Origin of the sequence: Salegentibacter sp. (assembly GCF_036568425.1) — a bacterium.
GTDB lineage: Bacteria > Bacteroidota > Bacteroidia > Flavobacteriales > Flavobacteriaceae > Salegentibacter.
Genome location: NZ_DATCSO010000124.1, coordinates 53,759 through 79,919, shown reverse-complemented (window position 1 = coordinate 79,919; position 26,161 = coordinate 53,759). Strand labels below are relative to the sequence as shown.

At 38.7% G+C, this 26,161-nt stretch carries 22 protein-coding genes and 1 tRNA gene; 11 read left to right on the top strand and 12 right to left on the bottom strand.

Features of this window, described 5'->3' with window-relative positions:
• Positions 1–335 precede the first annotated feature (335 nt).
• Positions 336–1,571 (bottom strand): hypothetical protein, encoded by a 1,236-nt coding sequence (locus VIM94_RS13060; RefSeq protein WP_332039744.1) that lies wholly within the window; start codon positions 1,569–1,571, stop codon positions 336–338.
• 284 nt (positions 1,572–1,855) lie between these two features.
• Between VIM94_RS13060 and VIM94_RS13055 the strand changes: the two genes are divergently transcribed.
• Entirely contained in the window at positions 1,856–2,398 is a 543-nt protein-coding gene (locus tag VIM94_RS13055) for a lipid-binding SYLF domain-containing protein (RefSeq protein ID WP_332039743.1), read from the top strand.
• 51 nt (positions 2,399–2,449) lie between these two features.
• On the opposite strand, the gene VIM94_RS13050 is transcribed toward VIM94_RS13055, so the two are convergent.
• Positions 2,450–6,040 (bottom strand): metallophosphatase, encoded by a 3,591-nt coding sequence (locus tag VIM94_RS13050; protein ID WP_332039742.1) that lies wholly within the window; start codon positions 6,038–6,040, stop codon positions 2,450–2,452.
• 269 nt (positions 6,041–6,309) lie between these two features.
• Between VIM94_RS13050 and VIM94_RS13045 the strand changes: the two genes are divergently transcribed.
• On the top strand, positions 6,310–7,710 hold the full coding sequence (locus tag VIM94_RS13045) for a sugar porter family MFS transporter (protein ID WP_332039741.1): 1,401 nt from the start codon (positions 6,310–6,312) through the stop codon (positions 7,708–7,710).
• Positions 7,711–7,759: 49 nt separating this feature from the next.
• Here VIM94_RS13045 and VIM94_RS13040 read toward each other — a convergent pair whose 3' ends face one another.
• Entirely contained in the window at positions 7,760–8,209 is a 450-nt protein-coding gene (locus tag VIM94_RS13040) for a nucleoside deaminase (protein WP_332039740.1), read from the bottom strand.
• Positions 8,210–8,302: 93 nt separating this feature from the next.
• On the opposite strand from VIM94_RS13040, the gene dxs reads away from it, so the two are divergent.
• A complete protein-coding gene (gene dxs / locus VIM94_RS13035) occupies positions 8,303–10,081 on the top strand; it encodes a 1-deoxy-D-xylulose-5-phosphate synthase (protein WP_332039739.1) in 1,779 nt (592 codons plus the stop codon).
• A 58-nt stretch (positions 10,082–10,139) separates the two neighbouring features.
• Positions 10,140–11,183 carry a DUF3078 domain-containing protein gene (locus VIM94_RS13030; protein ID WP_332039738.1) on the top strand — a complete coding sequence of 348 codons (1,044 nt, stop codon included), beginning with the start codon at positions 10,140–10,142 and terminating at the stop codon, positions 11,181–11,183.
• Between the two features lie 2 nt (positions 11,184–11,185).
• Here VIM94_RS13030 and dgt read toward each other — a convergent pair whose 3' ends face one another.
• The 4 genes from dgt to VIM94_RS13010 form a co-directional block, all read right to left on the bottom strand.
• Complete coding sequence (dgt, locus tag VIM94_RS13025; RefSeq protein ID WP_332039745.1) at positions 11,186–12,532, bottom strand: dGTP triphosphohydrolase; 1,347 nt, start codon at positions 12,530–12,532, stop codon at positions 11,186–11,188.
• A gap of 208 nt (positions 12,533–12,740) precedes the next feature.
• The gene (locus VIM94_RS13020) at positions 12,741–13,682 is read right to left on the bottom strand and encodes a ribonucleotide-diphosphate reductase subunit beta (protein ID WP_332039737.1); all 942 of its coding nucleotides are present in this window, start codon (positions 13,680–13,682) and stop codon (positions 12,741–12,743) included.
• 303 nt (positions 13,683–13,985) lie between these two features.
• A complete protein-coding gene (locus VIM94_RS13015) occupies positions 13,986–14,807 on the bottom strand; it encodes a DUF4412 domain-containing protein (protein ID WP_332039736.1) in 822 nt (273 codons plus the stop codon).
• A gap of 183 nt (positions 14,808–14,990) precedes the next feature.
• Positions 14,991–15,566, bottom strand: a complete 576-nt coding sequence (locus tag VIM94_RS13010) for a DUF3109 family protein (RefSeq protein ID WP_332039735.1) — start codon at positions 15,564–15,566, stop codon at positions 14,991–14,993.
• 249 nt (positions 15,567–15,815) lie between these two features.
• Here VIM94_RS13010 and VIM94_RS13005 point away from each other — a divergent pair, with 249 nt between their 5' ends.
• Together VIM94_RS13005 and VIM94_RS13000 are read left to right on the top strand one after the other, a co-directional pair.
• Positions 15,816–16,397: a MarC family protein gene (locus VIM94_RS13005; RefSeq protein WP_332039734.1), complete on the top strand. Its 582-nt coding sequence runs from the start codon at positions 15,816–15,818 to the stop codon at positions 16,395–16,397.
• 197 nt (positions 16,398–16,594) lie between these two features.
• The gene (locus VIM94_RS13000; RefSeq protein ID WP_332039733.1) at positions 16,595–17,200 is read left to right on the top strand and encodes an FAD-dependent oxidoreductase; all 606 of its coding nucleotides are present in this window, start codon (positions 16,595–16,597) and stop codon (positions 17,198–17,200) included.
• Here VIM94_RS13000 and VIM94_RS12995 read toward each other — a convergent pair.
• The 4 genes from VIM94_RS12995 to VIM94_RS12980 form a co-directional block, all read right to left on the bottom strand.
• On the bottom strand, positions 17,192–17,497 hold the full coding sequence (locus VIM94_RS12995) for a hypothetical protein (protein WP_332039732.1): 306 nt from the start codon (positions 17,495–17,497) through the stop codon (positions 17,192–17,194). The two genes, VIM94_RS13000 and VIM94_RS12995, sit on opposite strands and share 9 nt — an antisense overlap.
• Positions 17,498–17,506: 9 nt before the next feature.
• Positions 17,507–19,099 carry a S41 family peptidase gene (locus tag VIM94_RS12990; protein ID WP_332039731.1) on the bottom strand — a complete coding sequence of 531 codons (1,593 nt, stop codon included), beginning with the start codon at positions 19,097–19,099 and terminating at the stop codon, positions 17,507–17,509.
• Positions 19,096–19,527, bottom strand: a complete 432-nt coding sequence (locus VIM94_RS12985; RefSeq protein ID WP_332039730.1) for a dCMP deaminase family protein — start codon at positions 19,525–19,527, stop codon at positions 19,096–19,098. Before VIM94_RS12985 ends, VIM94_RS12990 begins: the two co-directional genes overlap by 4 nt.
• A gap of 64 nt (positions 19,528–19,591) precedes the next feature.
• Positions 19,592–20,179: a HupE/UreJ family protein gene (locus tag VIM94_RS12980; RefSeq protein WP_332039729.1), complete on the bottom strand. Its 588-nt coding sequence runs from the start codon at positions 20,177–20,179 to the stop codon at positions 19,592–19,594.
• A gap of 186 nt (positions 20,180–20,365) precedes the next feature.
• Between VIM94_RS12980 and VIM94_RS12975 the strand changes: the two genes are divergently transcribed.
• Positions 20,366–22,078: a Na/Pi symporter gene (locus tag VIM94_RS12975; RefSeq protein ID WP_332039728.1), complete on the top strand. Its 1,713-nt coding sequence runs from the start codon at positions 20,366–20,368 to the stop codon at positions 22,076–22,078.
• 399 nt (positions 22,079–22,477) lie between these two features.
• Positions 22,478–23,272: a cation transporter gene (locus VIM94_RS12970; RefSeq protein WP_332039727.1), complete on the top strand. Its 795-nt coding sequence runs from the start codon at positions 22,478–22,480 to the stop codon at positions 23,270–23,272.
• A 155-nt stretch (positions 23,273–23,427) separates the two neighbouring features.
• Here the strand turns inward: VIM94_RS12970 and VIM94_RS12965 are convergent.
• Positions 23,428–23,509: transfer RNA gene (locus VIM94_RS12965), tRNA-Leu, on the bottom strand.
• A gap of 189 nt (positions 23,510–23,698) precedes the next feature.
• On the opposite strand from VIM94_RS12965, the gene VIM94_RS12960 reads away from it, so the two are divergent.
• The 3 genes from VIM94_RS12960 (at position 23,699) to pth (ending at position 26,156) form a co-directional block, all read left to right on the top strand.
• A complete protein-coding gene (locus tag VIM94_RS12960; protein WP_332039726.1) occupies positions 23,699–24,640 on the top strand; it encodes a ribose-phosphate pyrophosphokinase in 942 nt (313 codons plus the stop codon).
• Positions 24,641–24,742: 102 nt separating this feature from the next.
• Entirely contained in the window at positions 24,743–25,396 is a 654-nt protein-coding gene (locus VIM94_RS12955; protein ID WP_332039725.1) for a 50S ribosomal protein L25/general stress protein Ctc, read from the top strand.
• A 130-nt stretch (positions 25,397–25,526) separates the two neighbouring features.
• Positions 25,527–26,156, top strand: a complete 630-nt coding sequence (pth, locus tag VIM94_RS12950; RefSeq protein WP_332039724.1) for an aminoacyl-tRNA hydrolase — start codon at positions 25,527–25,529, stop codon at positions 26,154–26,156.
• Positions 26,157–26,161: the final 5 nt, after the last annotated feature.

Genomic DNA, 26,161 nt, shown 5'->3' with positions numbered 1-26,161 from the left:
GCTAACATGCTAATAGTATCGCTTATGGGGTCGTGTGCTTCATGTACTGCAATTCCAATAAAATCAGCAGCCAGAACGGCAATACAACTTAAAATACCAATAACGCCAGAAGTTTTGTAAACAAATTTCTTCAAAGATGATTTTTTATAGGGAAAACAGGAGGTTTGTTAAAAAGGTTAAGAGTAAAGTTAACAAATTATCTGAGATAGAATATATGTCTAATGAAGTTTAAGAATAGATGATAGCTGTTAAAATTCTTTTACATATGAGATAGTATAAAAACCTTTATAAAAGGAAACGCGACTTCAATAAATCAGGATAAATTGCCGAAATCACTACGCAGCTTTCGCCAAAGGCTTTCTTCCAGTCACCTCTTGTTTTAATTTAAAAACAGTATTTTTTTCGTAAGCCATAAAATAATAGATCACAAAAAATAGAAAATACATTATCATTGTTTTCTGCCTGATTATTATTCCCAAATTAGACATCACAAAAGTCATTGCGAAAGAACTAAGCAAAAACAATAACAGGCTCATCTTTACCTTAATTGGAGCAATTTTAATAAAGCTGAAGAAATTTCTTTTAAACAGCTTCACTACCAACAACAGGTAGATAAGATTTTCCGCAGAAACTATGACCCCAAAGAATCCAGGTGCGTCAAAGAATAAAGGCCTGAACCAAAATGTAAAAAACTTCTCCAAAAGTGAGTATTCGTTCATTGCTATCCCTGAACTAGCTTGCCCTAAACTATCAGCCCTTTTATCGGTAAATGCCATAAAATCACTGATGAGGTTCTGGGAACCTCCTAGGTTTACCACGCCAAGGATTTGATCTCTAAAGATCAAAAGTACCCCGGTAATCAGGCCGGTATAGACCAGTTTCTTTTTCCATTCAATTTGTTTTTTACCGAATAGAATTCCCAACACCGCCACAATTGAAACCAGCAGGAAAATATGCGGCCTAATACAAAAGACCAGGAGAGAACCTAAAAAGAGTCCTTGCCAACGTTTTTCATAATTTGTTACGGCATAGGCAAACATCATTAACCCTAGAAAAATTGGTGCTCCTTTTCCTAATGAGGCGGTCCAGAAGTGCATATTTGGAAGAAAAAGTAGTAAAGGGAGTAGGTTAATCTTTTTAAACACCTTGATGGTATGAGGAATATTTTCTCTAAAAATTAGGTAAGCATACACAAAACCCAGGTAACCAATCCAGGTGAAAAGCAACATCATCATTTCGTAGCTGAAACCGAGGTAGTTTATAAACGGATAGGAAATAAAGTCTATGAAACCGGTACCGGTTGTGGTAAAATCCATCCAATCTTTTCCTGCTCTTTGCGGAACCTGGAAATACCTGTGTGAGTCTGATGGGTTAAAAGAAGCATAGGTATAATATATAGCCCCAAAGATGAGATGGTAAAAAAACAGACTGTTCATTAGCCTGAAGGAGAAAAAGCTATGTCTCTTCTTAAAAAGCTTAAACACCTCCTGGTTAAGCAGGTATAAAAATGGTATAAGAAATATAACTTGTGCAATATCAAAAAGCAGGTTTATATCTATTTCGTTCAACATCTCTTCAATTTGGGTTTAACCCCTTAACCCAACTATCTTACCATTTTTTAATCTTTTTATTTAAAAATTGAATAACCTCCTTATTTATAGTTTGTTGCGTGGTATTTTAGTGGTTTTTGTACGCCTATGGTAATGAAAAATATTTTTTCTGAAAGGTGAAAAACGGTGTGGAATTCTACAGTTTATTGTAGAACTCTTTAACGGCTTGAATATAACAGATGCTTAACAGTAGTTTTGAGAGCGATTCCTTAATTTCAGGTAAGTATAATTTAAAAAGAATTATTATGGAAAAATTGAAATTAAATTTCGTTTACAGTTTCCTGTTCGCTTTAATATTTGTGAGCACAACAATTGCTCAAACTGAAGATCAGGAACGATTGATAGATGATGCGGAAAGAGCGAAAACAGCCTTTATAACCGATAATCCTGAGGTTGAGGAACTATTTGATCTCTCGGTCGGGTATGCGATCTTTCCCAATGTAGGAAAAGGCGCATACATTCTTGGTGGAGCAGCCGGAAATGGAGTGGTGTACCAGGATGGAAATCTTATTGGTTTTGCTGAATTGAGACAGTTGGATATTGGATTTCAGTTAGGAGGTCAGGCTTTCAGGCAGGCTATTCTCTTTCAAACGCAGTCTGAACTTGATAAATTCAAAGAAGGAAATTATAAACTTTCTGGAAATGCTTCGGTAGTAATTATTGAAGAGGGAAAAGCTAAAAGTGTAAAGTTTCAAAACGGAAGAGCTATACTCACCATGCCAAAAGCAGGAGCCATGATAGAGATTTCAGTGGGAGGCCAGAAATTTGATTATAAAGACCTCGATTAAGAAATTTAACTAAAAAAAACCGGAATGTACCACATTCCGGTTTTTTATGGCTTAAAAATTAAATCCAAGGCTAAACATAAATCTGTTACCATCGTCCCCCAGGTAATAGCCTAGATTAGCGGTTAAGGCATTAAACCCGTTTATAAAGATGGAACCTCCATAATTGTCGTGCCAGTCATCAGACTCCGGTTCATCGCTCCAAACTCTTCCGTAGTCATAACCAGCAGTAACCCCAAATCTAAGCGGAACAAAATTAGTCCGTAGCCTGGAAAGTCCTACCCGAATATCGGTACTGTGGAAAAAAGCAGCTTCCCCGTTAAAACGTTCGTTGCGATAGGCTCTAAGACTATGTTTGCCGCCCAGTGTAGCACCGTGATAAAATTCATAATTGTCACCAAAGATCATTTCCCCACTTACTTTAGTAGCTAAGGTGGCGATTCCGCTGGAATGCAGCGGATAATTTATACCTAAAGAAGGTTTAAGATAACCGAATTTATTACTGTGCTCATCAATATTCGCCTTGTATCCGGTGGTTAAATTAAAATCCAATCCGCGACTTGGAAAAGCAGGATTGTCCTGATTATGATAGCGATAATATAATTCGGCTCCACCGTAGAGTTGTTGCTCAAAAAGTTTGTTGGTTTCCTCAAAAACCTGCCCTACATATTCATTCTCACTATGGGCCACCTCCATGGATTCCAGAGTTCCCTTTAGGTAAAAACTACTTCCACGGTTGTTTTCTCTTATCAATGAAGGAGCAAAACTAATTTGCTGGATCCTTACCCGGTTGAAGTCCATATCGACAAGATCTTCATCGTAAAAACTATCATTACCTGTTCCGAAGTAATTTAAGGTATAATTAGGGCTGGTGTATTTCGCTTCAAGTCCCAGGTTCCAATTAGGGAAAATATGTGCAAATTCCCCGGTATATTCCGCAGAAAATCCATCGGTAGCAAAGAAATAATTTAGCAAAAGACTATGTTGTGCCGTAAAGGGATTTCTTGCCAGGCCATAGGAGGTGTAAGTGTTTTTTGCACCCACTTTAAAACCTGCATCGGGATCAAAACCTATACTGGGAAAAAACACATTGGTTGAATATTTGCGTTTTGCAGGGTCATAGTTATTTATGTCATAATTGTCGGTAAGCATTTTGGAACCGGTCTTTACAAAACTGTTCTTTTTGCTTTTGTAATCATATATCTTTGTTTGACGCGAATTATCAAATTTATAAGTATCATTGTTTTTACCGCCAACAATTTTTAATTTAATCAAATCATTTCCTTCTCCTTTAATACTGAATTCATCTTCACCTTCCAGGCCATAGACCCAGATCTCTTTGGTTTCTGATGAAGAATAGATACGCTGAAACTCTGAACCGTCACCACCTTCTACCAGAATTTCAGTTATACCATTAGGTTTTCGGGTTATAATAAATGCATCGTCCTCTTCAGTACCTGTAACAATATCATTTTGGGTAAGGAAATCATAATAGCGTTTAGCGATCCCCATGAGATTACCGCGTCTGGCTTTAAGTGCCTTTTTAATATTTTCTATGCTTTCATCCTGGGTGTCTTTGGGGAGTGCTGCAAAAGCGGCCTCAATTTTTTCATCGCTTAGGTTTTCCTGAATATATTTCACTTGTTCCTTCCATTCAGGCCATTTAGCATTTCTTATAAATGCTTTGTCCAAAGGATATGCTGCTTTGTTAAACCATTTTATATCCTTGAGGTCTGGGTTAAAACTCTGAAAGGCTCTGGTTTCAGGAAAACCAAATTTCAATAACTTCACCATAAGGCCATCATATTTTGAAAAGGCCTGATCACGATCTCGTGGTATAGGTTTATACATTTTAACCTGATCATTTTCTTTAAATTCCGCCCAGCGCCACTGGTCTTCGTGCCGGTCCCAGTCTCCAATTAGCATATCGGTAAGCCGGGCGCGTATGTAAGTGGGTTCGTGTACGTATATGTTCTTTGTTTCTCTCAACTCAAGCAAGAGATCAGAAGTGCTAAGTATATCATCAGCATTTCCAAAATCTTCAAACTCCTTATTGTGGTCCCCAACGTGCTCTTCCAACATATAAAGCTTATCTCCATAATCTTCGTTATAGATATTCAGGTTTTCTTGTTTCGGAACATAATAAAGTTTTGGATTGGCGTGATACAATTCGAGATCTTCCATGATATCATTAACTGCAAAGGGCGCATAGGGGTGGGCCGTGGTGTAAAAATCCTGTACGATTCTTTGTGCCACGGTATTTTGCATATAATCGTAGATATAATGCCCTGGAATATTTGCCTGAATAAACCTGAGAGCACTTTTTCTTATTTCCCTTAGTGTAAATTCATTTTCATTTTCGTCGCGCAACCTTAGGGAACGCGATTGTCGACCTCCACCTTCATTGATGGCTACAGGGTTTCCGGGCAGGGTGTCTAAAAATAATACCGGCACTTCTATTTGCCTGGCATAAATGCTACGGTAATGTTCACCCCACAATTTTTTATAGGGATAAGATTTATTTACCTCTTCTTCGGTATAAACCGAAGCTTTATATGTAGATTCAAAATCCTTTTTGGAATGATATGAGACTTCGTCTTCACTCATTCTTTCCCGCTTAATAGTCTGGCTGTGCAGAAATTGGGGTCCGGAAGTGGTAGATTCGTAAAAATCTACCTTTGAACTACCATCTTTAAAGATATTTAACTTAACGAAACCGGGTTTTTTAGAGGCGAAATCCTTATCTCCTTCCGGTTTGGATCTTTGGAGCTTGCCAATCGCCCCGCTTATAATCTGGGGAGTTTTGTCATCTTTTATATATTGCAGGTTTCGGTCGTTCCCTGAAACAAAGATCACATCTTCAAATTGTCTGGAAAGGGTCTCCAGCCTGTTTCGAAGTTCTTTTCTTAATGGATTTTGGTAAGATTGCTCGGTAAAGCCAGCAATTTTATTGATAAATCCATGGCGGGTGTTAGACATCACAGGGTGGTGAATACTTACAATTATAGTTTTGCCCTGTTCATCTTTTAATTCATCTTTAAATTCAATGAAAAACTGCTCCCTGGTTTTAATCTCACATTTGTCATTAATGTAGGGATGATTATCCCACTCTTCCAGGAACCATTGAGAATCTACCATCACCAGGCGAACATCATCGTTTAGATCCTCTCCTTCAATAGGACACCCATCATTAGGCCAGAATTCTGCTTCGCTGTTATCCTGAAGAAAAGACTCCATATCGTCCAGGTTTTGATGCCCCTCTTTGTTCCATTCGTTTACGCCTGGGGTGTAAATGATATTGCCGTTGAAACCTTCCAGGGGCTTCATAAGCCTTTCCTTTAAAAACTCTTCTGTTTCTTTCCGGGCTTTCTTTTTTGGAGGGTAGCCTCCTTTTGGAGTAATGTTCCCCACAACTACAACCGAAGCCTCCTGATCAGTTTGTGAAGACTCATTTATTTGCTGTAGAATTAATTTTGAAGAAAAGGAATCATCGAGCCCTGTATTTGCGGTAAAATAAATAGAATGGGAAATTTCCTTGCTGCCCTGGTTTTCCTGGGCAGAAGTATTGATATGAATTAGGGACATCATCAGGAATAACAAGGCCTTGTGTGAGGTCTTGTTTCTGATAAAAGATATGTATTTCATAGATTGGGAGCTTGGGTTAATCTGAATCAGTTTTAACATTTTTCAAGTTTCAGAAAAAAATTTCTGCAATCCATAAATTTTAACTGATTATAACATTTTGAGATATTAATCTTTAAATTTTGATTTAAGAAAGAAACTTTAGATAATTCGGAAAACTTAGCCTTATTAAATGAGTGAAATACAATTCGTTAACACGAAGAAGCCTTCCAGAAAATATTAGCAAATTAATCGATAATTCTTATCTTCACCCACCCTAAATAAAAAAGCTCATGCATAGTAAATCTTACCTGATTTTAACCACAATTGTTTCAGCCCTTGGAGGTTTATTGTTCGGTTATGACACCGGAGTAATAAATGGTTCTCAATATTATTTTAGCCAGTATTTTGATCTTGACGCGGTCATGAAAGGCTGGGTTGTTGGTAGTGCCCTTTTAGGATGTTTTGTAGGGGCAATTATTTCCGGTCCCATAAGTAATTTTATGGGAAGAAAGTATTCTCTTATCCTTTCCAGTATACTCTTTTCTTTATCGGCTTGGGGCTCGGGCCTTCCCGATTTCCTTCCGCAGTCGGTGTCGCTATTGGTAGTGTTTAGGCTTATAGGTGGGCTTGGAATAGGTCTTGCCTCTATGAATGCACCAACTTATATCGCAGAGATCGCTCCAGCAAAAATAAGAGGTACTCTGGTAAGTTACTATCAATTGGCAATTGTGATCGGGTTTTTCGTTGTCTTTCTTGCCACCTATTTTATTGGAAGCACTGCCACCGAAGCCGAAAATATTGAAAACGGTTGGCGTTATATGCTCTGGTCTGAGCTTATTCCTAGTCTGTCATTTCTAATCCTTTTGTTTTTTGTGCCTAAGAGCCCGAGGTGGCTTGCCTTGAAGGGCTTGAAAAGTCAGGCGTTAGAAGTGCTTACAAAAATTCATGGAAAAGAAGTCGCCAATATTGAAATACAGGAGATCGAGAAATCTCTGCTTAAAGAAGAAGGCAACAAGAAAGTGAACATTTTTGCAAAAGGTGTATTTTCTATTATAGTAATAGGGACTGTACTTTCTGCTCTACAGCAATTTACAGGAATTAATGCCGTGCTTTATTATGGTGCCGATATTTTTGAGAAAGCCCTTGGCTTCGGAAAAGAAGATGTGCTGGCCCAACAAATTCTATTGGCGGGGGTAAACCTTGTCTTTACCTTTGTGGCAATGGCTACCGTAGACCGCTTTGGAAGAAAGCCTTTACTTTATATTGGTTCTGTAGGGATGATGATTGGTTTTCTCCTCCTTGGAGTTTCACTAATGACAGGGAATGTTGGTCTTGTTTCCCTAATTGGGGTGCTATTGTTTGTAGCAGCATTTGCAATGTCTATGGGCCCGGTTGTATGGGTAATTCTTTCAGAAATGTTCCCTAATAAGATCAGGTCTATTGGGATGTCTATTGCCGTAGCCGCACAGTGGGCAGCCAACTATGTAGTGTCACAGTCCTTTCCAATTGTTGCTGAAAGTGAATTAAACAATAGTGATTTTTGGAGTGGATCTTTACCTTACTTTATCTTCTCAATTTTTATCCTGGCAATCATATTCTTTACGATGAAATATATCCCGGAAACTAAAGGTAAATCATTGGAAGAGCTGGAAGACATGTGGGAAATACCTGAGGAACTGAAAAAAACTTAAAAGGTTTAATTTTATAATCAAAAAGCACTGCTCTTCCCGGCGGTGCTTTTTAGTTTAGATTCCTTTTCTCTATGAAGAAACGCTTTAAAAGTGCTGAAGCTTCTTCTTCCAGAACCCCTTGTGTTACCTGGGTTTTAGGATGAAGTTTTACTCCATTTTTGCGGTAACCGCGCTGTTGGTCTTCCGCCCCGAATACCAGTTTAGATATTTGACTCCAGTAGAGAGCTCCTGCGCACATCTGGCAGGGTTCCAAAGTGACATACATCGTACAATCCATAAGATATTTTCCGCCTAAAAAATTGGCTGCTGCAGTGATGGCCTGCATTTCGGCATGAGCAGTCACATCGTTCAGGGTTTCGGTTAGATTGTGGCCGCGGGCAATTATCCTGTCGTTTATTACGACCACGACCCCTACAGGTATTTCACCTTTTGTATAAGCCGTTTCAGCCTCTTCTAAAGCTTTCCGCATAAAATATTCATCGTCGAAAGGACTAAGCATTATTCCTGTATTTTTTCGAAAGATAAAAAGATTCGGTCGTTTGTATTTAAAATGCTTACCATAATTACAAATTCATAACTTAACTTTGCGCGCATGGCAACACCCTTGTTAAATACAATAAACAGCCCTAAAGACCTAAGGAAGCTTCCTAAGGAAGAGCTTTCCCGTTTGGCAACAGAACTTCGCAGATTCATTATAGACATTGTTGCCACTAAAGAAGGTCACCTCGGAGCCAGCCTTGGAGTTGTAGAGCTCACTATTGTTCTGCATTATATATTTAATACTCCCGATGATCTACTGGTTTGGGATGTAGGTCATCAGGCTTACGGTCACAAAATTCTTACCGGACGTAAGAATCAGTTCCACACGAATCGTCAGTTGGATGGCATCAGTGGATTTCCGAAGCGCTCAGAAAGCATTTACGATACTTTTGGAACGGGACATTCTTCAACCTCGATATCGGCAGCATTGGGGATGGCTATTGCTTCAAAACTTGAAGGGAATAAAGAAAAACAACATATCGCTGTAATAGGAGATGCGTCTATAGCTAGTGGGATGGCCTTTGAAGGCCTCAATCATGCCGGAGTGACTGATGCTAATTTGTTGGTTATCCTCAATGACAATGCGATAGGGATCGACCCTAGTGTTGGAGCTCTGAAGCAATATCTTACCAAAGCCAGGGTAGGATATAAACCCAAACAAGACAATATAATTGAAGCGCTGAATTTCCGGTATTTCGGTCCTGTAGATGGTCATGATATTCCCGGCCTGATAAAAATTCTAAGGAAGCTTCAGGAAATAGAGGGTCCAAAATTTCTTCACGTGGTTACCACAAAAGGAAAGGGTTTAAAAAAGGCTGAGGAAGACCAGGTAAAATACCACGCGCCGGGTAAATTTAAACCTGAAACCGGAGAGCTACTGTCTAAGGCTACTGAAAATTTACCCTTAAAATACCAGGATGTCTTTGGCTTGAGTTTACTAGAACTCGCTAAAAAAAATAAAAAAATTATTGGTATCACCCCGGCAATGCCAACGGGTAGTTCCCTTAAATATATGATGCAGGCTTTTCCAGAACGGGCTTTTGATGTTGGAATTGCCGAACAACATGCCGTTACTCTTGCAGCCGGAATGGCTACCAGGGGATTTAAGGTTTTTTGCGCAATCTATTCCACCTTTCTTCAAAGAGCTTATGATCAGGTTATTCATGATGTGGCTATACAGAATCTCCCGGTAATCTTTTGTCTTGATCGGGCGGGACTTGTAGGTGAGGATGGTGCAACTCATCACGGGGTTTTTGATATCGCTTATCTGCGCAGTATTCCCAACCTGATTATCGCAGCTCCATCTAATGAAATTGATCTTAGAAACCTGCTTTACACCAGCCAGTTAAAACTTGATTCCCCCCTTGTTATTCGATATCCGCGTGGTAGGGGACAATTAACAGCCTGGCAGCAAGCTTTTGAAGAAGTAGAGATTGGGAAAGGGAGCTGCGCACAAGAGGGCAGTGACCTTGCTGTTTTAAGTATTGGGAATATGTTTCAGAATGCAAAGCTGGCTATAGAAGGCTTAAAAGCGGAGCAAAAAGATAAAGTCGGCCATTTTGATATGCTATTTGTCAAACCTTTGGATGAGACATTAATGCATAAGATATGTAAGAAATACAAGAGTATCATTACCGTGGAAGACGGGGTTGTAAAAGGTGGTTTTGGAAGTGCAGTTCTTGAATTTGCTGCTGAAAATGATTACCGGGTAAAGATCAGGTGTTTAGGTGTTCCTGATGAATTTATTGAACAAGGAAGTGTAGATGAATTACAAGAAAAATGCGGAATAAACGTTGAAAATATACGTGAGGTGATTTCATCTCAGCTCTGATTTTTTTATTTTTACGCATCCGAATAATCCGAATAATCCGAAGAATCCAAATTATCCAATGAAAATCCTACTTCTGAGCTTTTTAGCGTGTCTTTTTGCGCTAAATGCTTCTGCCTTTAGCTTTTACCAAAACGTTCAAGATACCATAAAACCATCTGATTCAATAAAAATTGTAAAACCTGCGCCGGTTCAGGATACCCTTTCCGTTGTGCTGGATACTATAGCACTGGAGCCTCCGCTGATTGTGTTCTGGACCGAAAAAAATGCAGTAGGCCTTAACCTTAACGAAGTCGCGTTTGTCAACTGGAATGCCGGGGGGAATAATTCTATAGCCGCTCTTCTTCATGGAAATTTTGAACGGAACTACAAGAAGAAATTGCTTTCCTGGAAGAATAGTATTTCATTTAAATATGGATTAAACGCCCAGGAAGGTCGGGAGGTGCGAAAGACTGATGATGAATTCCGACTGAATTCTTCTTTTGGTTACAGAAAGGATTCCATCTCCAATTGGTATTATTCGGCTAAGTTCACATTTAATACTCAAATTGCAAATGGGTATAAATATCCTGAAACCGATAAACCTATTTCTAAATTTATGGCTCCAGGATATCTCTTTGTGGGTGTTGGTAGTCAATATTCCAGCCATGATGAATCTCTGGATGTTTATATTTCTCCCTTAACTCAGAAATCTACTTTCGTACTTGATCAACGGCTGGCTAATGAAGGGATGTTTGGAGTCCAGCGAGCCCAGTATGATGAGCTTGGAAATTTAATTGAGGAAGGAGAAAGGGTGAGAACAGAAATTGGGTTTTTAGTAACCAGTAATTTTAGCAAAGAAATCTTTACTAATGTAAAACTGGATAACCGGATAAGTCTCTATTCAGATTATCTCAATAAATTTGGAAATATTGATGTAGACTGGGAAATAAATGCAGACCTAAAGGTGAATCATTTTATTAGAGCAAATATAGGAACGCAATTGAGGTATGATGACGATGTTAAATATAAGGAAGATACCAACGGCGATGGTAACCTGGAAACTTTTGGACCCCGGTTACAGTTCAAGCAATTGCTAGGAGTTGGTTTTACCTATGAGTTTTAATGTTATAAGCTTAAACCCTTATACCTTTCAAAAGAGGCCACGGTTAAACCATCGGTAAGGGATGCGGTATAGGAACATATTTCCATCAGGATTTTATATACCGAAGTTTCATCCTGCAAATGCTGGAGTTTAGGCACCGATTTTAATACGAGCTTATTGAAATTCGAGCTCCGCTCCTCTTGTGTCGGTAAGAAAGCCCTGGTATAAGTATCCAGGAGATATGAGAGCATCTTATAACCGGCAATTTCTTTATTGATCACTTCTTCGCTCTGGTAAATGCGCTCAATGCTTATTTTAATGATGTCTTTAATTTGGGCTTCATAACCGCTTTTATCAAATAAAGCTTGATGAAAATTTCCCTCTAAAATAGCCTCTTCATTTTGTAAAAAGGTCTCTACGGCTTCAGAGATAAGAGTGTTTATGGCTAGAGCTCGTAAATAGGCAAGCCTGTCTGAAGTGTTTTGAAGTGTATTGTATTTCTGGGTGTTGATATTGTTTTTAACTAGTTTTATAAGGTATTCCAGGGCATAATCTTCATCTATGAGTCCTAGATTAATGCCGTCTTCAAAATCGATAATAGTATAGCAAATATCATCTGCCGCTTCTACCAGAAAAGCCAGTGGATGTCTCGTATACCCAAGGTTTTCATTCTTCCCTGTTTGAATAAGGCCTAACTCCAGGGCTACCTCCTGAAAACTTTCACGTTGCAATTGGAAAAAACCAAATTTTTTATCGGCAATATGAGAGGTAGGTTTATGCGGTAGGGATTCTTTAGGATACTTGGTGAAAGCTCCCAGGGTTGCATAAGAAAGTCGCAGGCCACCCGGAATTCCCGGTCTGGTTTCAGTTAGAATTTTAAAACCATTGGCATTTCCTTCAAAATTTACCAGGTCGCGATATTCTTTCTCTGAGAGTTGTTCCTTAAAGCGCTTGCCCTTACCATGACTAAAATATTCACCTATGGCCTTTTCTCCTGAGTGTCCAAATGGAGGATTTCCAATATCATGAGCTAAGGCTGCTGCTGCCACGATAGCACCAAAATCATTCATGCGGTAGCCGTGAATTGTTTCCAGGTGCGGGTGCTTTTCCAGGATCTTCTGTCCTGCTAGTCGCCCAAGAGAACGACCAACCACCGAAACTTCCAGGCTGTGAGTAAGCCGGGTATGAACAAAATCGGTTTTGGAAAGGGGGATAACCTGGGTTTTGTCCTGTAAACTCCTAAAAGCAGAAGAGAAGATTATACGGTCATAATCTACCTCGAAGCCCAGCCGGGTTTCATTTTGTTCTTTTCTAAGGCGTTTGTTGGTGTCTCCAAAACGTTTTAAGGAGAGAAGTTGTTCCCAGTTCATCATTTCTTCTGTATTTAGATCACGAAGGTTGTGTAGTGTGGTCAAAAATAATAATTCCAAGGTTTCCCCATGATAAATCAGCTCTTAATTTCGATTGTTTTAAAGGGGATTTAAATTTGGGATTATGCGGTAATTAAAACCTGAGCTAAAGGTTTACTAATAAAAACTCAAAAAACGCCACGTTGGGGGTCGTGGCGTTTTTGAGGCTTTACAAATCAGTTTTAGAACTGATTTTATCGGAATCGTTATCGATTTTTCTTCCTGCCTGTTGAAATTTACCTACGCGTTGTTCGGCCAGGCTTGGACGTTTATCAGATTGTGTTTCTTTTGAATTTTTTGGGCAACCTAATTTTTCAAGAAGGTCATCGCTAAGCAGTTTCAGGTATTGCTCCAGGTCTTCAACAGGCATTCCTATAAGATTTACCGGCAGACTTTCCAGTAAGAAATTGCCAATTAAATTTTCTGTTTCTTTAACGATCTCTCTAATCTTTTCAGAAGAAATATTTTTTTTGATCTTTTCTGAATAGAGGCTTATCGCAAGATCACGGTGATAGGCTTTATCACGTGAAATGAGTTCGCAATAATAATTAAGCCCAGCCAGGTCTTTACGTTTTTTAAGCCATAAAAGAGAAGAAAGGGCTGCAGGAAAGAAAATTGCATTCAATGCCGCCGAAGCAACCAAAGCTTCGGCCAGGGAACCTGAATTTGTCCAATTTTTGATTCGGTTTTCAACGATTTTAAGCTGCGGATTAATTTCAGAAAAAAGGCGTTCTTCAGTTTTAGGACGATTAAGGAATGCCCGGGTGAACATGGAAAAGCTTTCCAGGTACACATTTTCTGAAACTGCCTGGAAATCAAAACAGAAATTTGCTTCCGGAATATTCCCGTTAAGTTTTCGGGTAATATTTTGGGTTGATAAGTTTTGTGATCCGGCCAGGAATGCCATTAGGTTTCTAAGAAAATGAACTTCGTTAGTATTTAACTTTTGTTCTTTTATTTCCTGTTTATGGTCGTTAATATCGGTATGGTTGGTCCAGAAACGGGACTCCATTTTTTTATACCAATCCCAAATATCGTTATGTTTAACAGGGAAAATGATGAAACGATTTTTATCGTCTTTCAGCGTGGTTTCCTGTAGAGGTTTTAACATATTTTTTGGCGCAAACCTTTTTGGTTCCGAGGTTCACAACAAATATGGTGAAATGTTTTGAAAATCAGAAAACTGATGGATAAACATTGTCAACAAAGTTTTCAACACAATAATGTAAAAAACAGTTTGAAATACTTCATATAGCAGTGGATTTAATTTAATTATATTAAAAATGTTGAAAAGTAAACAATGAAACAAATGTTAAAAATACATGAATAATTGCTAACTAGTGGTCACATTTTTTGGTCGCACTAATTATTTATAAGGCACTTTTAAATTCTCACCAAAGACCTGGAACTGGTTTTACCTGGTAGCACCAAGAGCTTCATACTCCGCTTTATTTATTGTAAAAGATTTCTTCTCTAACCCGGTACATCTCATAGTTGCATTCCGGTTGGAGTCTTTTTTGTCTATCATTTTCATTTCCATCATTAAGGCAGCACCATCTTCCAGCCAATCGGCATTCCAGCCTTTCGGGATATTGCTTTTTTCGTCGCTATACATATTGGTGAAACTAATGGGTGCCTCCTGGGTGACGTAGAAGGTAATTGTGTGTTCTTCAGTTTCGGTTTCGTAACCCTGGCAATCATAGCCCAGGATATTTTTCGTCCCTATCTTTTTTAATTCAGCATTTTCATAAGGATTGGTTTCATCTTGGTTGACGAGATCTGTAATTTTGCTGGCGCTTATAAAATTATTTTCGCCAGAAGAGAAATACATAATACTGAGTTTTTTGTCCATATCCAGGACCATAAACATGCCTTCGGCTTGAGGCATGCGCAGCCCAAAATAAGGAGCATCTTCTTTTAAAAGATAGGTCATATCTGCATTTCCCTCTTTAGTTTCCATAGTTAACTGGTATTCCCAGTTAAAATCATAAGATTGTGGAACTTCACTGATGTCTACCCGGTTAGCCCCCATTGGAATCGGACTATTCTTTAAGTCGGTTTCCCACATTTTATTAAGAGACTTTTCGGCTTCGGCTGCTGCCTTGTTGGCAATATTTTCTGTTACTTTTTCTTCGACTTTTTGCTCTACTTTCTTCTTCAGTTTCTTTAAAAACTGTGCTTCTGCCGAAAATCCAAATAACAGCACGCTTAGGATTGAAATGATTAAATTTTTCATCGCTTTAAATTTTTAATTAGAATAATTATTTCTGGATATCTCCTAGATCAAGTGGGGCTGTTGTAATTTTCCAGCATTGAGGCATGCTGATTTTTAACCGGAAGGGCGGTTTTTGAGGAGGATGAAGTTAAGAAAATAATTCAGAATAAGAAAATATGTAACTGAAATATAGTGCTTTACCCCTTATTTTTCTTTCTGAATTTGCTTTACAGTTTCTTCTAGTTCGCTGTACCAGTCTTCTCCAAATTTCCTGATCAAAGCATCTTTGGTGAATTTATAAACCGGTACCTGAAGTTCTTTCCCCAAACTACAGGCATCATCACAAATATGCCAGTGATGATAATTTACAGCAGAAAAACTGGAATAATCCTGAACTCTTACCGGATAAAGATGACAGGAAACAGGTTTTTTAAAATCAATAAGGCCTTCATTATGGGCTTTCTCTATACCACATAGGGCAGTGCCTTTATCGTCGAAGGTAACATAAGCACAATCGGCTCCATCGATAAGTGGGGTTTCGAGTTCACCATTTTCGGTGGTAATAAAGGTGCCCTGGGCTTCAATAGCTGCTATGCCTTCTGGTCTAAGAAAAGGTTTCACCTTTGGATAGATCTCTTCCATAACTTCCCGTTCCTCAGGTTCTACCGGGGCGCCGGCCTCTCCATCTACACAACAGGCTCCTTTGCAGGCCGAAAGATTACAAACAAAATCTTTATTGATAATCTCTTCCGAAACTATGGTCTTCTTTATCTGAAACATGCGACAAAGATAATTGTTGCGATCAGTTTTTGAAATAATCCGCAATAAATTTATTTATCAATTTGCAAATGAATTTTGCCACCTGGTGGGGTTTTTTACCTTCCTCTAAAAAGCAAAAAAGAAGGGGTGTTTTCTTTCAATTTAAAGCAAGATTTATATTAGAGAAACTTTATAAAGAATTAATAAACAAAACCTTGGCACCTTGTTTTTAAAAATTACTTTTGCAAAAAATTTTTCAAAATTGGAGTTATGTTGGAGTTATTGAATTTTAAGCAGATATTCACCGCGGGTATGATACTTTTTGCGGTAATTGATATAATTGGGAATATCCCGATTATTATAGATCTTCGGAAGAAAGTTGGTCATATTCAAAGCGAAAAGGCTTCTATTGTTGCCGGAATCTTAATGATAGTCTTTTTGTTCCTGGGAAAAGAGATACTTAATTTAATTGGTATCGATGTAAATTCTTTTGCCGTTGCTGGTGCTTTTATACTCTTTTTCCTGGCTTTAGAAATGATTCTGGGAATAAGTCTTTATAAAGACGATGAACCCGAAACGGCCTCTATTGTGCCTCTTGCGTTTCCCTTAATTGCCGGTGCAGGTACGATGACTACGCTCGTTTCTCTTCAGGCAGAATATGAAACTATAAATATTATTGTGGCTATCCTAATCAATCTAATTGTTGTTTATTCAGTACTAAAAGCTTCAGCCAGGATCGAAAGAATCTTAGGGAGTCAGGGGATTAGTGTGATAAGAAAAGTTTTTGGTGTTATCTTGCTGGCTATTGCTGTTAAATTGTTCGCTACTAACATTCAGAGTTTATTTATATGAAAATTTTAATCTACAGTATTATTTTACTTGCGATCATCCTTATTGGGTATAGTTCTAGCATACTCGATTTTAATAACTTATTTGTGGGAGATAGTGCTAAAGCTGCGATTGCAATTATTGCTAGTTTATGTGTAATTGTTTTGATGATTATCCTTTTGCTCTCCCGTAAAATATATAAAAAACAGAATACCTAAACAATGGAATTCGATGTGCTGATTATTGGTGGTGGGGCTGCAGGAATGTCTTGTGCTTTAATCCTCGGGTCTGCCCTGGAAAAAGATTTTGCAAAATATAAGAAGGTGGGCATTGTTATGCACCAAAAAACCTCACACCTGCAAACAGCGCTTTTTAATAATGTTTTGGGTGTTCCTGCCGGTACATCCGGAGAGAAGATTCTCAAAGAGGGGTCAATACATTTGGCAGAGAACTATCCGAAGGTAGTACAAATCCAGAAGGAAAAAGTAAAAGAAATTGTTTCCCGAAAGGAAGGCTTCAGGGTAATAACCAATAAGGACATTTATTCAGCTAAAAAAGTAGTAGTTGCCGTGGGTTATATTAACTCACTTACTATAAAAGGTCTTGAGGAATATATTATTCCGCATAAAAAAACAAAAGCTTCTAAAAAGCGTATTCAGCTTAAAAATGAAGATCATCTGGTAAAAGCAAACTTATATGTTGCAGGAACGATTTCGGGCTGCCGAAGTCAGTTTGCCATTGCCTGCGGAAGTGGGGCCAGTGTAGCTACCGATATCCTAACCGATTGGAACAGGGAGCATACTATGGTTCACGATAAGTTAGTTTGACAGAAAAAAGCCGATGAGCATTAGAGGTACAGAAGTGAACATAAGGATGATAAATGCCCGGTGTAATTTTTTGAAAAGTAGTGCCGTTCTAAGTTTTTTGGTAAAAACTATATCGGGATGATTGGAAATCTGGTGTTTGATGCATTTATCTGAAACATTGGAACTGGTAACGAGTATTTCTTTCTGAAGAAACAATAATGCGCTGTTATCCAACAACCTGAAGCTTACAGCAATTATGAAGAAAAACAGGGGGGATACGATAAGAAAAATTACGAAATTTTCATAGAGTTCGTTCACTGATGCAATTTATTGTTTTTTTTCAGACAATTCAATTACTTTTTCAATTATTTTATCTCCATTGTTTATCAATTTTTCAAAGGCGTCGGTACCGTAAAGTTGTGCAGCCATTGTGGCTTTAAGGTACTTTTTCAGGACATCTTTATACCGGTATACCCTTACATTGATATTTTCGCTTCTTCCAAACTGAAGGAAATCCCGAATCATTTCGTCGCTAATTTCTATTTCTTCATTAAAATCCTCTCTGGCAAGAGAATTATAAAATTTTCGGTTCTTTTCCAATTCATCAAAGATAAAACGACTCATCATACCGCTTTTATGCATCAGGATAATATTTTCCATCTCGGCATTGGTGTCCCGTCCAACGAATACATCGGGGATAATTCCGCCGCCGCCATACACAACCTTACCTTCAGGGGTTTCATATCTCAACGAATCGTCTACATCTATACTATCTATACTTTTAAATTCCCCATTTTCGTACCGATGAACATAGTCTTTAAAATAGGATTCATTACCGTTATCATATGGTTTCTGTATAGAGCGTCCCGTAGGGGTATAATATCTTGCGATGGTTAGCCTAACCGCACTACCATCTCCAAGTTCCATTTCCCGTTGTACAAGTCCTTTCCCGTAAGATCGTCTTCCTATAATAGTTCCAACGTCATTATCCTGAAGGGCTCCTGCAACCACTTCGCTGGCAGAGGCAGAATTCTCATTTATGATGACATAAACGGGGGAGTTTTCAAAAGCCCCTTCACGCCGGGCGTAGGTTTCTTCTATACTGCCACTTTTATTTTTAGTGTAAAGAATAAGTTTGTCGTCTGCCAGAAACTCATCTGCAATATTGATAGCTTCTGAAAGGTAACCTCCAGGGTTGTCACGAAGATCCAGAGCAATTTCGGTGGCACCTTGTTGCTTAAGCCTTTCAATACTTTTTTTAAATTCTTTAAAAGTGGTTTCTGCAAAACGGTTTATTTTGATATAGCCCAGCTTATCGGTAAGCATATAAGCCGCATTTACACTCTTAATGGGGACTCTTCCACGTCGTATCTTAAATGTGAGGAGGTCTTCAATACCTTGACGAAGGACTTTTAAAGTTACCTTGGAATTTTCTTCACCTTTTAAGAACCGGGTAAGGGAATCGTTGCTAAAATTTTTGTTGAAGAGCTGTGCATCATCGGCATAGAGAATTCGGTCTCCACCCCTGATGCCTAATTTTTCGCTGGGTCCGCCCTCCAGTGCCTGGATTACTACCACAGTATCGTTCACATTATAAAAACTCACGCCAATCCCTACAAAATCCCCCTGCATATTTTCGGTTACATTGGCATACTCGGTTTGAGGAATATAGACCGAATGTGGGTCCAGGTTTTCCAGAATCTTGTTTACGGTTATATCAACTATGCTGTCGGTATTCACATCGTCTACATATTCATAATCTATGTAATCTATAAGTTTGTTGAGCTTCTCTTTTTTGGGATTGGCAGAGAACAAGCCTTCTGAAGAAGAGGTAAAGTTGAGCTGTGTCCCCAAAAATATTCCCAGGGCACAGGCCAGTGCCAGTAACATTGGCGTATATATTTTATAATTTTCTTTCAATCTTCCAGGTCGTTTATTTGTTCAAGTTCAACCCCTGCTTTGCTTAAAAAATCAAGTCCTGAGTTGTCTTTGTAATCAATATGATACACAAGGCGGGTAATTCCCGACTGGTGAATAAGCTTACTGCATTCTTTACACGGAGACATCGTTATGTACAAAGTGGCACCCTGGCAGGATTGGGTTGAACCTGCTACTTTCAAGATAGCGTTGGCTTCAGCGTGTAAAACGTACCATTTGGTGTATCCTTCGTCATCTTCACAATAGTTTTCAAAACCACTAGGAGTTCCGTTATAGCCATCAGAGATTATCATCCTATCTTTAACAATAAGTGCGCCAACCTGTTTGCGATTGCAGTGTGAAAGTTTACTCCATTCCCGGGCTATTCTTAAATAGGCTTTATCAAATTTAAGTTGTTTTTTCTTATTCATAGTATATAGGCTAATAACCCATTGGATTAGAAAATATTATTTGCGTGATTGACGGGCTAATTTATTAAATAGCCAGAAAATTTTCCTGGAGTATGGGCAAAATAATTCCTATCACTATAGAAGAGACAACCAGAACCCAGTCACGCTTCGATACCTGGAATACATTTTGGGCAATAAAAGCGAGAATCATAACTCCAAGCACTACAGTGATTTGTGCAGTTTCTATTCCCAGTGCAAACTCTATGAGAGGTAGAAAATAGCTGTCAATATTGGAAGCTACCATTTTAAAATAGCTGGAAAAGCCCAACCCATGTATCAATCCGAAGAAAATCGTGGTGAAGTACAAAAGGTTTGGGTTTTTATTGCGCTCTTTTCGGCCTGCATTGAGGATGTTGTAAAGCGCTGTTACAAGTATAGTTATAGGGATTAAAAGCTCTACCCATGCCGGGTCTACTTTTACGATTCCATAAACCGACAGAAAAAGTGCCAGAGTGTGACCCAGGGTAAAAAGAGTAACCAACCAAACGATCTTTTTCCAGCTGGTAAAGCTATATGCGGCTACCAGAACTATTAGAAAAAGGATATGATCGTAGGCTTGCCAGTCCAGAACGTGTTCCAGACCAAGCCTGAAGTACAACCAAAATTGGGACATATTAGTAGGGTTATGAAGTGTCCGAAAGTACAATATATTGGTAAAATGACAAAAAGAGTGAGGATGATAATATTCTGAAAATAAGAGATGTTAATCAAAGTCCTGTTGATATACCCTGGTGAAAAGGAGGAAGAGGAGCTTTTAAATCTGTTAGTTTAAGTATCTTTATTATAATCAAAATTAGATATGGAAGCTACCAGTTTTGATTTCTGGATGTTCGCCGCAGGCCTTGGGATATTTCTGTTCGGGATGCATCATCTTGAGCAAGGACTAAAAGGTTTAACCGGTAATGCATTTAGAAAATTACTTCAGCGCTTTACCAATAAAAGCTGGAAAGGTATAATAACCGGTACCATAGTTACTGCTATTTTACAGAGTAGCTCTATGGTTACTCTTTTGGTGTTGGCCTTCCTGGGAGGAGGGATGATAGGCTTGAAGAATTCCCTTGGGGTAGTATTGGGTGCAAACCTCGGGACTACATTCACAGCATGGATGGTGGCAGCTCTTGGTTTTAGAATGAATATTGCCGATTTCTCTTTCCCTTTTCTGGCTGTGGGAATTTTAAGCTACCTCTTTTTAAACTCCAGGCCGGTTCTTAAAAGCCTGGGTGGCTTTTTGGTTGGCTTCGGGTTGCTTTTTCTTGGGCTGGACTACATGAAGGATTCTATAGAAAGTATCGCAACTCAGGTAGATATGGCTGCAATTGCGGTGTATGGTCTATGGGCGTTTCTTTTGGCCGGAATCGTAATTACTGCTTTATTACAATCGAGCTCAGCTTTAATAGTGATTATCTTAAGCACACTAAATGCCCAACTTATTGACATTTACCAGGCCGTCGCGCTAATAATTGGTGCTAATATTGGTACTACAGCTACCATGATTATCGGCTCCCTGGGAGGGACAGCCGATAAAAAAAGACTGGCACTTGCTCATCTAATCTTTAACCTGGTTGCAGGGATTTCTATATTTTTCTTTATAGAAGAACTGGTGAATTTCACCTATTCTGTCTTTGGATTAAATGACCCGCTGATGGAATTGGTTTTGCTGAATACCTTTATCAACCTTTTTGGTATTATTTTGTTTTACCCATTGCTTAAGCCATTCACAAAATTTCTGAAAAGCCTTTTTGCCAAAGCCGTTCCTCAGGGAGAAACCTTATTCGTTAAAAATATTCCTCCTGAAGTGCCAGACGTAGCCATAAAAGCCCTTGATAAGGAGCTGAATCAAATTTTCCTGTATACCGAAGAGTTTATTTTGGATTGTTTTCAGCTGGGAGCAAAAGATAAAAACAAAGAATCGCAATGGAAAAGAATTTTTAGCAGCGCTACAAGCCTTACCAGGAAATATGAGAAAATAAAGCGTTTGGAGGATGAACTTGCAATTTACTACGCCCAACTCCAGGAGAAAAACCTTAGCATCGAGGAAGCCCGGCAGCTTACAGCGAGTATGATGGGTTTGCGTTCTATGATCTATGGCGCCAAAGATATTAAGGATGTGATGCACAATATCAGGTTTATTCTTGATAGTGAGGACCAACTGGGGGCAGAAATTCTAAAAAGATTAAGTAAGCATATGAGTATTCGATTAAAGGAAATTCATGAATTCATAATTGCGGGGGAGGTGGATCCTGAAATACAAGCAAGCCTTCCTGGCGAATGGTTAAAGGAAAACGAAGAATTTTATAATACAACCATAAACTATCTTTACGAGCATTTAACTTATCGGAAGAAAAATGCCGTGCCTGTCTCCACCTTAACTAATGTAATCAAGCAAAGTCATTCTGCGCTGGATAATTTATGTAGTTCCATTATTTACTGGAAATTAGAAAAGGGTACAACCCTGGATAACACTGAAACAGGAAAGGAAAAGCCGGCTATTGAAAACCAGGCTGGTTCTTAACCAGACATCCTGGCCACTATATAAACAGCAAGAAGAATACCTCCCACAAGAAACAGAAATTTCAACAGGTTTATTAATCGATCGTCTCTCATTTATGCTAAAGATTTAGAATTCTCTAATAACATAAAGTAGGCATGGGATGAGAATTAAATATACAAAAAATCATATTTTAAGACATCAGAATTCAAAAGTAAAAGTGCAACCTTTAGAAATGGGAAACCTAATATTGAGAAGTTTATTTTAACCTGAAAAACAATATGCTTATTAGTGAAATCCAGGTTGCCGAAACAGTAATTAGTTTGCTTAATTCTTATGGCTATAAAAAGCTTTGTTGAGGGCGTTGGCCTCGTTTAGATAATGTTTTAAATTTACAGCGAATTCGGAAAGACAAAACTACCAATGCAAGAAACGATTTTTGAAATTTCTAAAATGGATTGCCCTTCAGAGGAAAACCTCATTCGAATGAAGCTTGATGGAATTTCCGGGGTTAAGAACCTGGATTTTGATATTCCCAACCGAAAACTAAGCGTCTTTCACAAAGGTCAACCTGACCAGATCGAAAAATCACTTCAGGAATTAAATTTAGGTACGAAAAAGTTATCCTCGGTGCCAACCGAACAAACGAATTTTGAAGAAAATTCAACTCAGAAAAAATTGCTTTGGACGGTACTCGCTATAAATTTTGCTTTTTTTATCATTGAAATGACTACCGGTTTAATTTCGGAGTCCATGGGATTGGTTGCCGACAGCCTGGATATGCTGGCCGATTCCTTTGTGTACGGGATAAGTCTTTTTGCCGTAGGCGGAACCCTGGCAAGAAAAAAGAGCATTGCAAATCTTGCTGGTTATTTTCAGATAATTCTGGCCGTGATAGGGTTTGCTGAAGTTTTGAGACGCTTTTTTATGGTAGAAGAACTCCCCGATTTTAATACTATGATTATAGTATCTGTATTTGCTCTTTTGGCAAATGCCTTTTCTTTGTATTTACTCCAGCGCTCCAAGAGCAAAGAGGAAGCCCATATGAAAGCAAGTATGATCTTCACTTCCAATGATGTGATTATTAACCTGGGAGTGATTGCGGCAGGACTACTGGTAAACTGGTTAAATTCCAGTAAACCCGACCTGATTATTGGTACCATTGTTTTTATATTGGTTATTCAGGGCGCCATCAGGATACTTAAGCTTGGGAAATAGTTGATATAGGTTAGAATTACCTCCTTTAGTTTACAACCGGGAAAATTTAGGATGCCTGAAGTAAAGTATCTGAAATTATTTCCCAAATATTTGTCAACAAGCCATAAAAAAGCCTGTAAAGAGTTGATTTACAACACTAATACAGGCTTTTAAAGTACTCGAGGCGGGAATCGAACCCGCACGACCGAAGTCACTGGATTTTGAATCCAGCGCGTCTACCAATTCCGCCACTCGAGCGTACTGGAGCGCAAAAGTATAAAAAATTTCCTTTTTAGAAACCAGATTTTTTATTTTTTAAAGGAGTTATACATTTTTCAACAAGTTGTATAAAATAATTCATAAGCAGTTGCCTGTTAGCGCTTCTAAACAGATATAATTTTTAAATTTGCGGCGCACAGTTTTAATAACACTTAACAACACAACACCATGTCTAATTTCTACCCCGAGGCAAAGATTTTTAATTGCACCCAAAGCAGGGAGCTTGCCGAAAAAATTGCTGCTTCTTATGGGTCTAAGCTCGGAAATGTAATTACATCCACTTACAGCGACGGCGAATTTCAGCCTTCTTTCGAAGAATCGGTTCGCGGTTCGCGGGTTTTTATCATCGGGTCCACCCACCCGGGTTCAGACCACCTTATGGAAATGCTTTTGATGCTTGATGCCGCCAAACGCGCTTCAGCCAGGCATATCACAGCGGTGATTCCATATTTTGGATGGGCAAGACAAGACCGTAAAGACAAACCACGGGTGCCTATTGCTGCAAAAATGGTTGCCAGTATTCTTGAAACCGCAGGAGCTACAAGAATCATCACCATGGACCTTCATGCCGACCAAATCCAGGGATTTTTTGAAAAACCTGTAGATCACCTTTTTGCCTCTACGGTATTTCTCCCTCATGTAAGAGCACTCAATTTGAATAATTTAACGATCGCTTCTCCCGATATGGGAGGTTCAAAAAGGGCATATGCCTATTCCAAAGCCCTGGAAAGCGATGTGGTAATTTGTTACAAACAAAGAGCTAAAGCAAATAAAATTTCCCACATGGAATTGATAGGAAATGTAGAAGGAAAAAATGTGATTTTGGTAGACGATATGGTAGATACCGCTGGAACTCTAACCAAAGCCGCCGATGTGATGATGGAGAGAGGTGCAATAAGCGTGCGTGCTATCTGTACTCACCCTGTACTTTCTGGCGAAGCCTATGAGCGTATAGAAAATTCTAAATTGCAGGAATTAATAGTCACCGATTCTATTCCTCTTAAAAAGAAAAGTAAAAAGATTAAAGTAGTAACCTGTGCCGATCTGGTGGCAGATGTGATGAAGCGGGTTCATGAAAATGAGTCTATTAGCTCGAAATTTATTATGTAGTTCCATATTTGTCGAAAGAATAAAGGTATTCCCAAATAATTCATTTTTAAGTTTTTAATAGCCGCAAAAAAGTTTACTTTTGCAGCCTAAAATTTTTCAACAATGAAATCAATTACGATCAACGGATCTAAAAGAGAAAGCGTAGGAAAGAAAGCCACAAAGGCCCTGCGTAATGCTGGACAGGTTCCTTGCGTATTATACGGGGGAGATGCCAAGCCGTTGCATTTTGCAACAGAAGAAATTTCGTTTAACAAACTTGTGTACACCCCAGATGTACATACCGTGGAAATTAAGTTTGAAGATGGTGATAAATTTAACGCTATTCTTCAGGACATTCAATTCCACCCGGTTACCGATGCTATTTTGCACGTAGACTTCTACCAGATTAGTGAGGATAAACCAATCACTATGGAAATTCCTATCCATACCGAAGGTATTGCTAGAGGGGTTAAAAATGGTGGGGTTTTACGTTACAACCTGCGTCGATTGAAAGTAAGAGGTTTGGCTAATGAATTGCCAGATTATATTACTGCAAACGTAACTAAGCTTAAAATTGGCCAGAAACTTTACGTTACTGAAGTTGCCGATGAGAGCTATGAAATTCAGCATCCGGATAACACAGTAATTTGTCAGGTAAGAACATCTCGTAACATCGTCGCTATCGAGGATGAAGACGAAGATGAAGTACCAGCTGATGAAGTGCCGGCAACTGAAACTGAAGATACAGCTGCAGTGAAAGAAGGAGAAGACAATTAATCTTCACCTCTTTTGCAAAAACATAAAAGCATCCCAAACGGGATGCTTTTTTTATTAAAGGATTGCCCGTGCTTTTTGGAGACTTCGTTGTAAAGAATTTTAATAATTTTATCTTTACCAAAACAAAATTATGCTTTCTTTCTTCGGAAGAATACTAAATACCAAAAAGCCCCAGGAAGAAGAAACCAACCCCATGAAGAAATTTTTGATCGTAGGCCTTGGGAATATAGGCGCGAAATATGAAAAAACCCGTCATAATATAGGATTCAAAATTCTTGATTTTCTGGCAGAAAAAGAAGAGATCAGTTTTAGTACAGATAAACTTGGGGATATTGCCCGTTTTAAATATAAAGGGCGAACCTTTGTGTTGTTGAAACCCTCAACCTATATGAATCTTAGCGGGAAAGCCGTTAATTACTGGCTTCAAAAGGAAAAAGTTCCACTGGAAAATCTGCTGGTGATTACCGATGATCTTAATCTTCCTTTTGGAACCATAAGGTTGAAGACCAAAGGCAGCGATGGTGGACATAATGGTTTGAAGGATATTCAGAATACTCTGAATACCACCAAATATAACAGGTTTAGGTTTGGGATAAGCGATGAATTTTCTAAAGGTCAACAGGTAAATTACGTATTGGGAGAATGGGGCGAAGACGAACTTAAAAAACTTCCGGAAAGACTAGAGAAATCCCGGGAGCTCATAAAATCGTTCGGAACTGCCGGAGTGAACAATACAATGAATACTTTTAACGGAAAATAATTAGG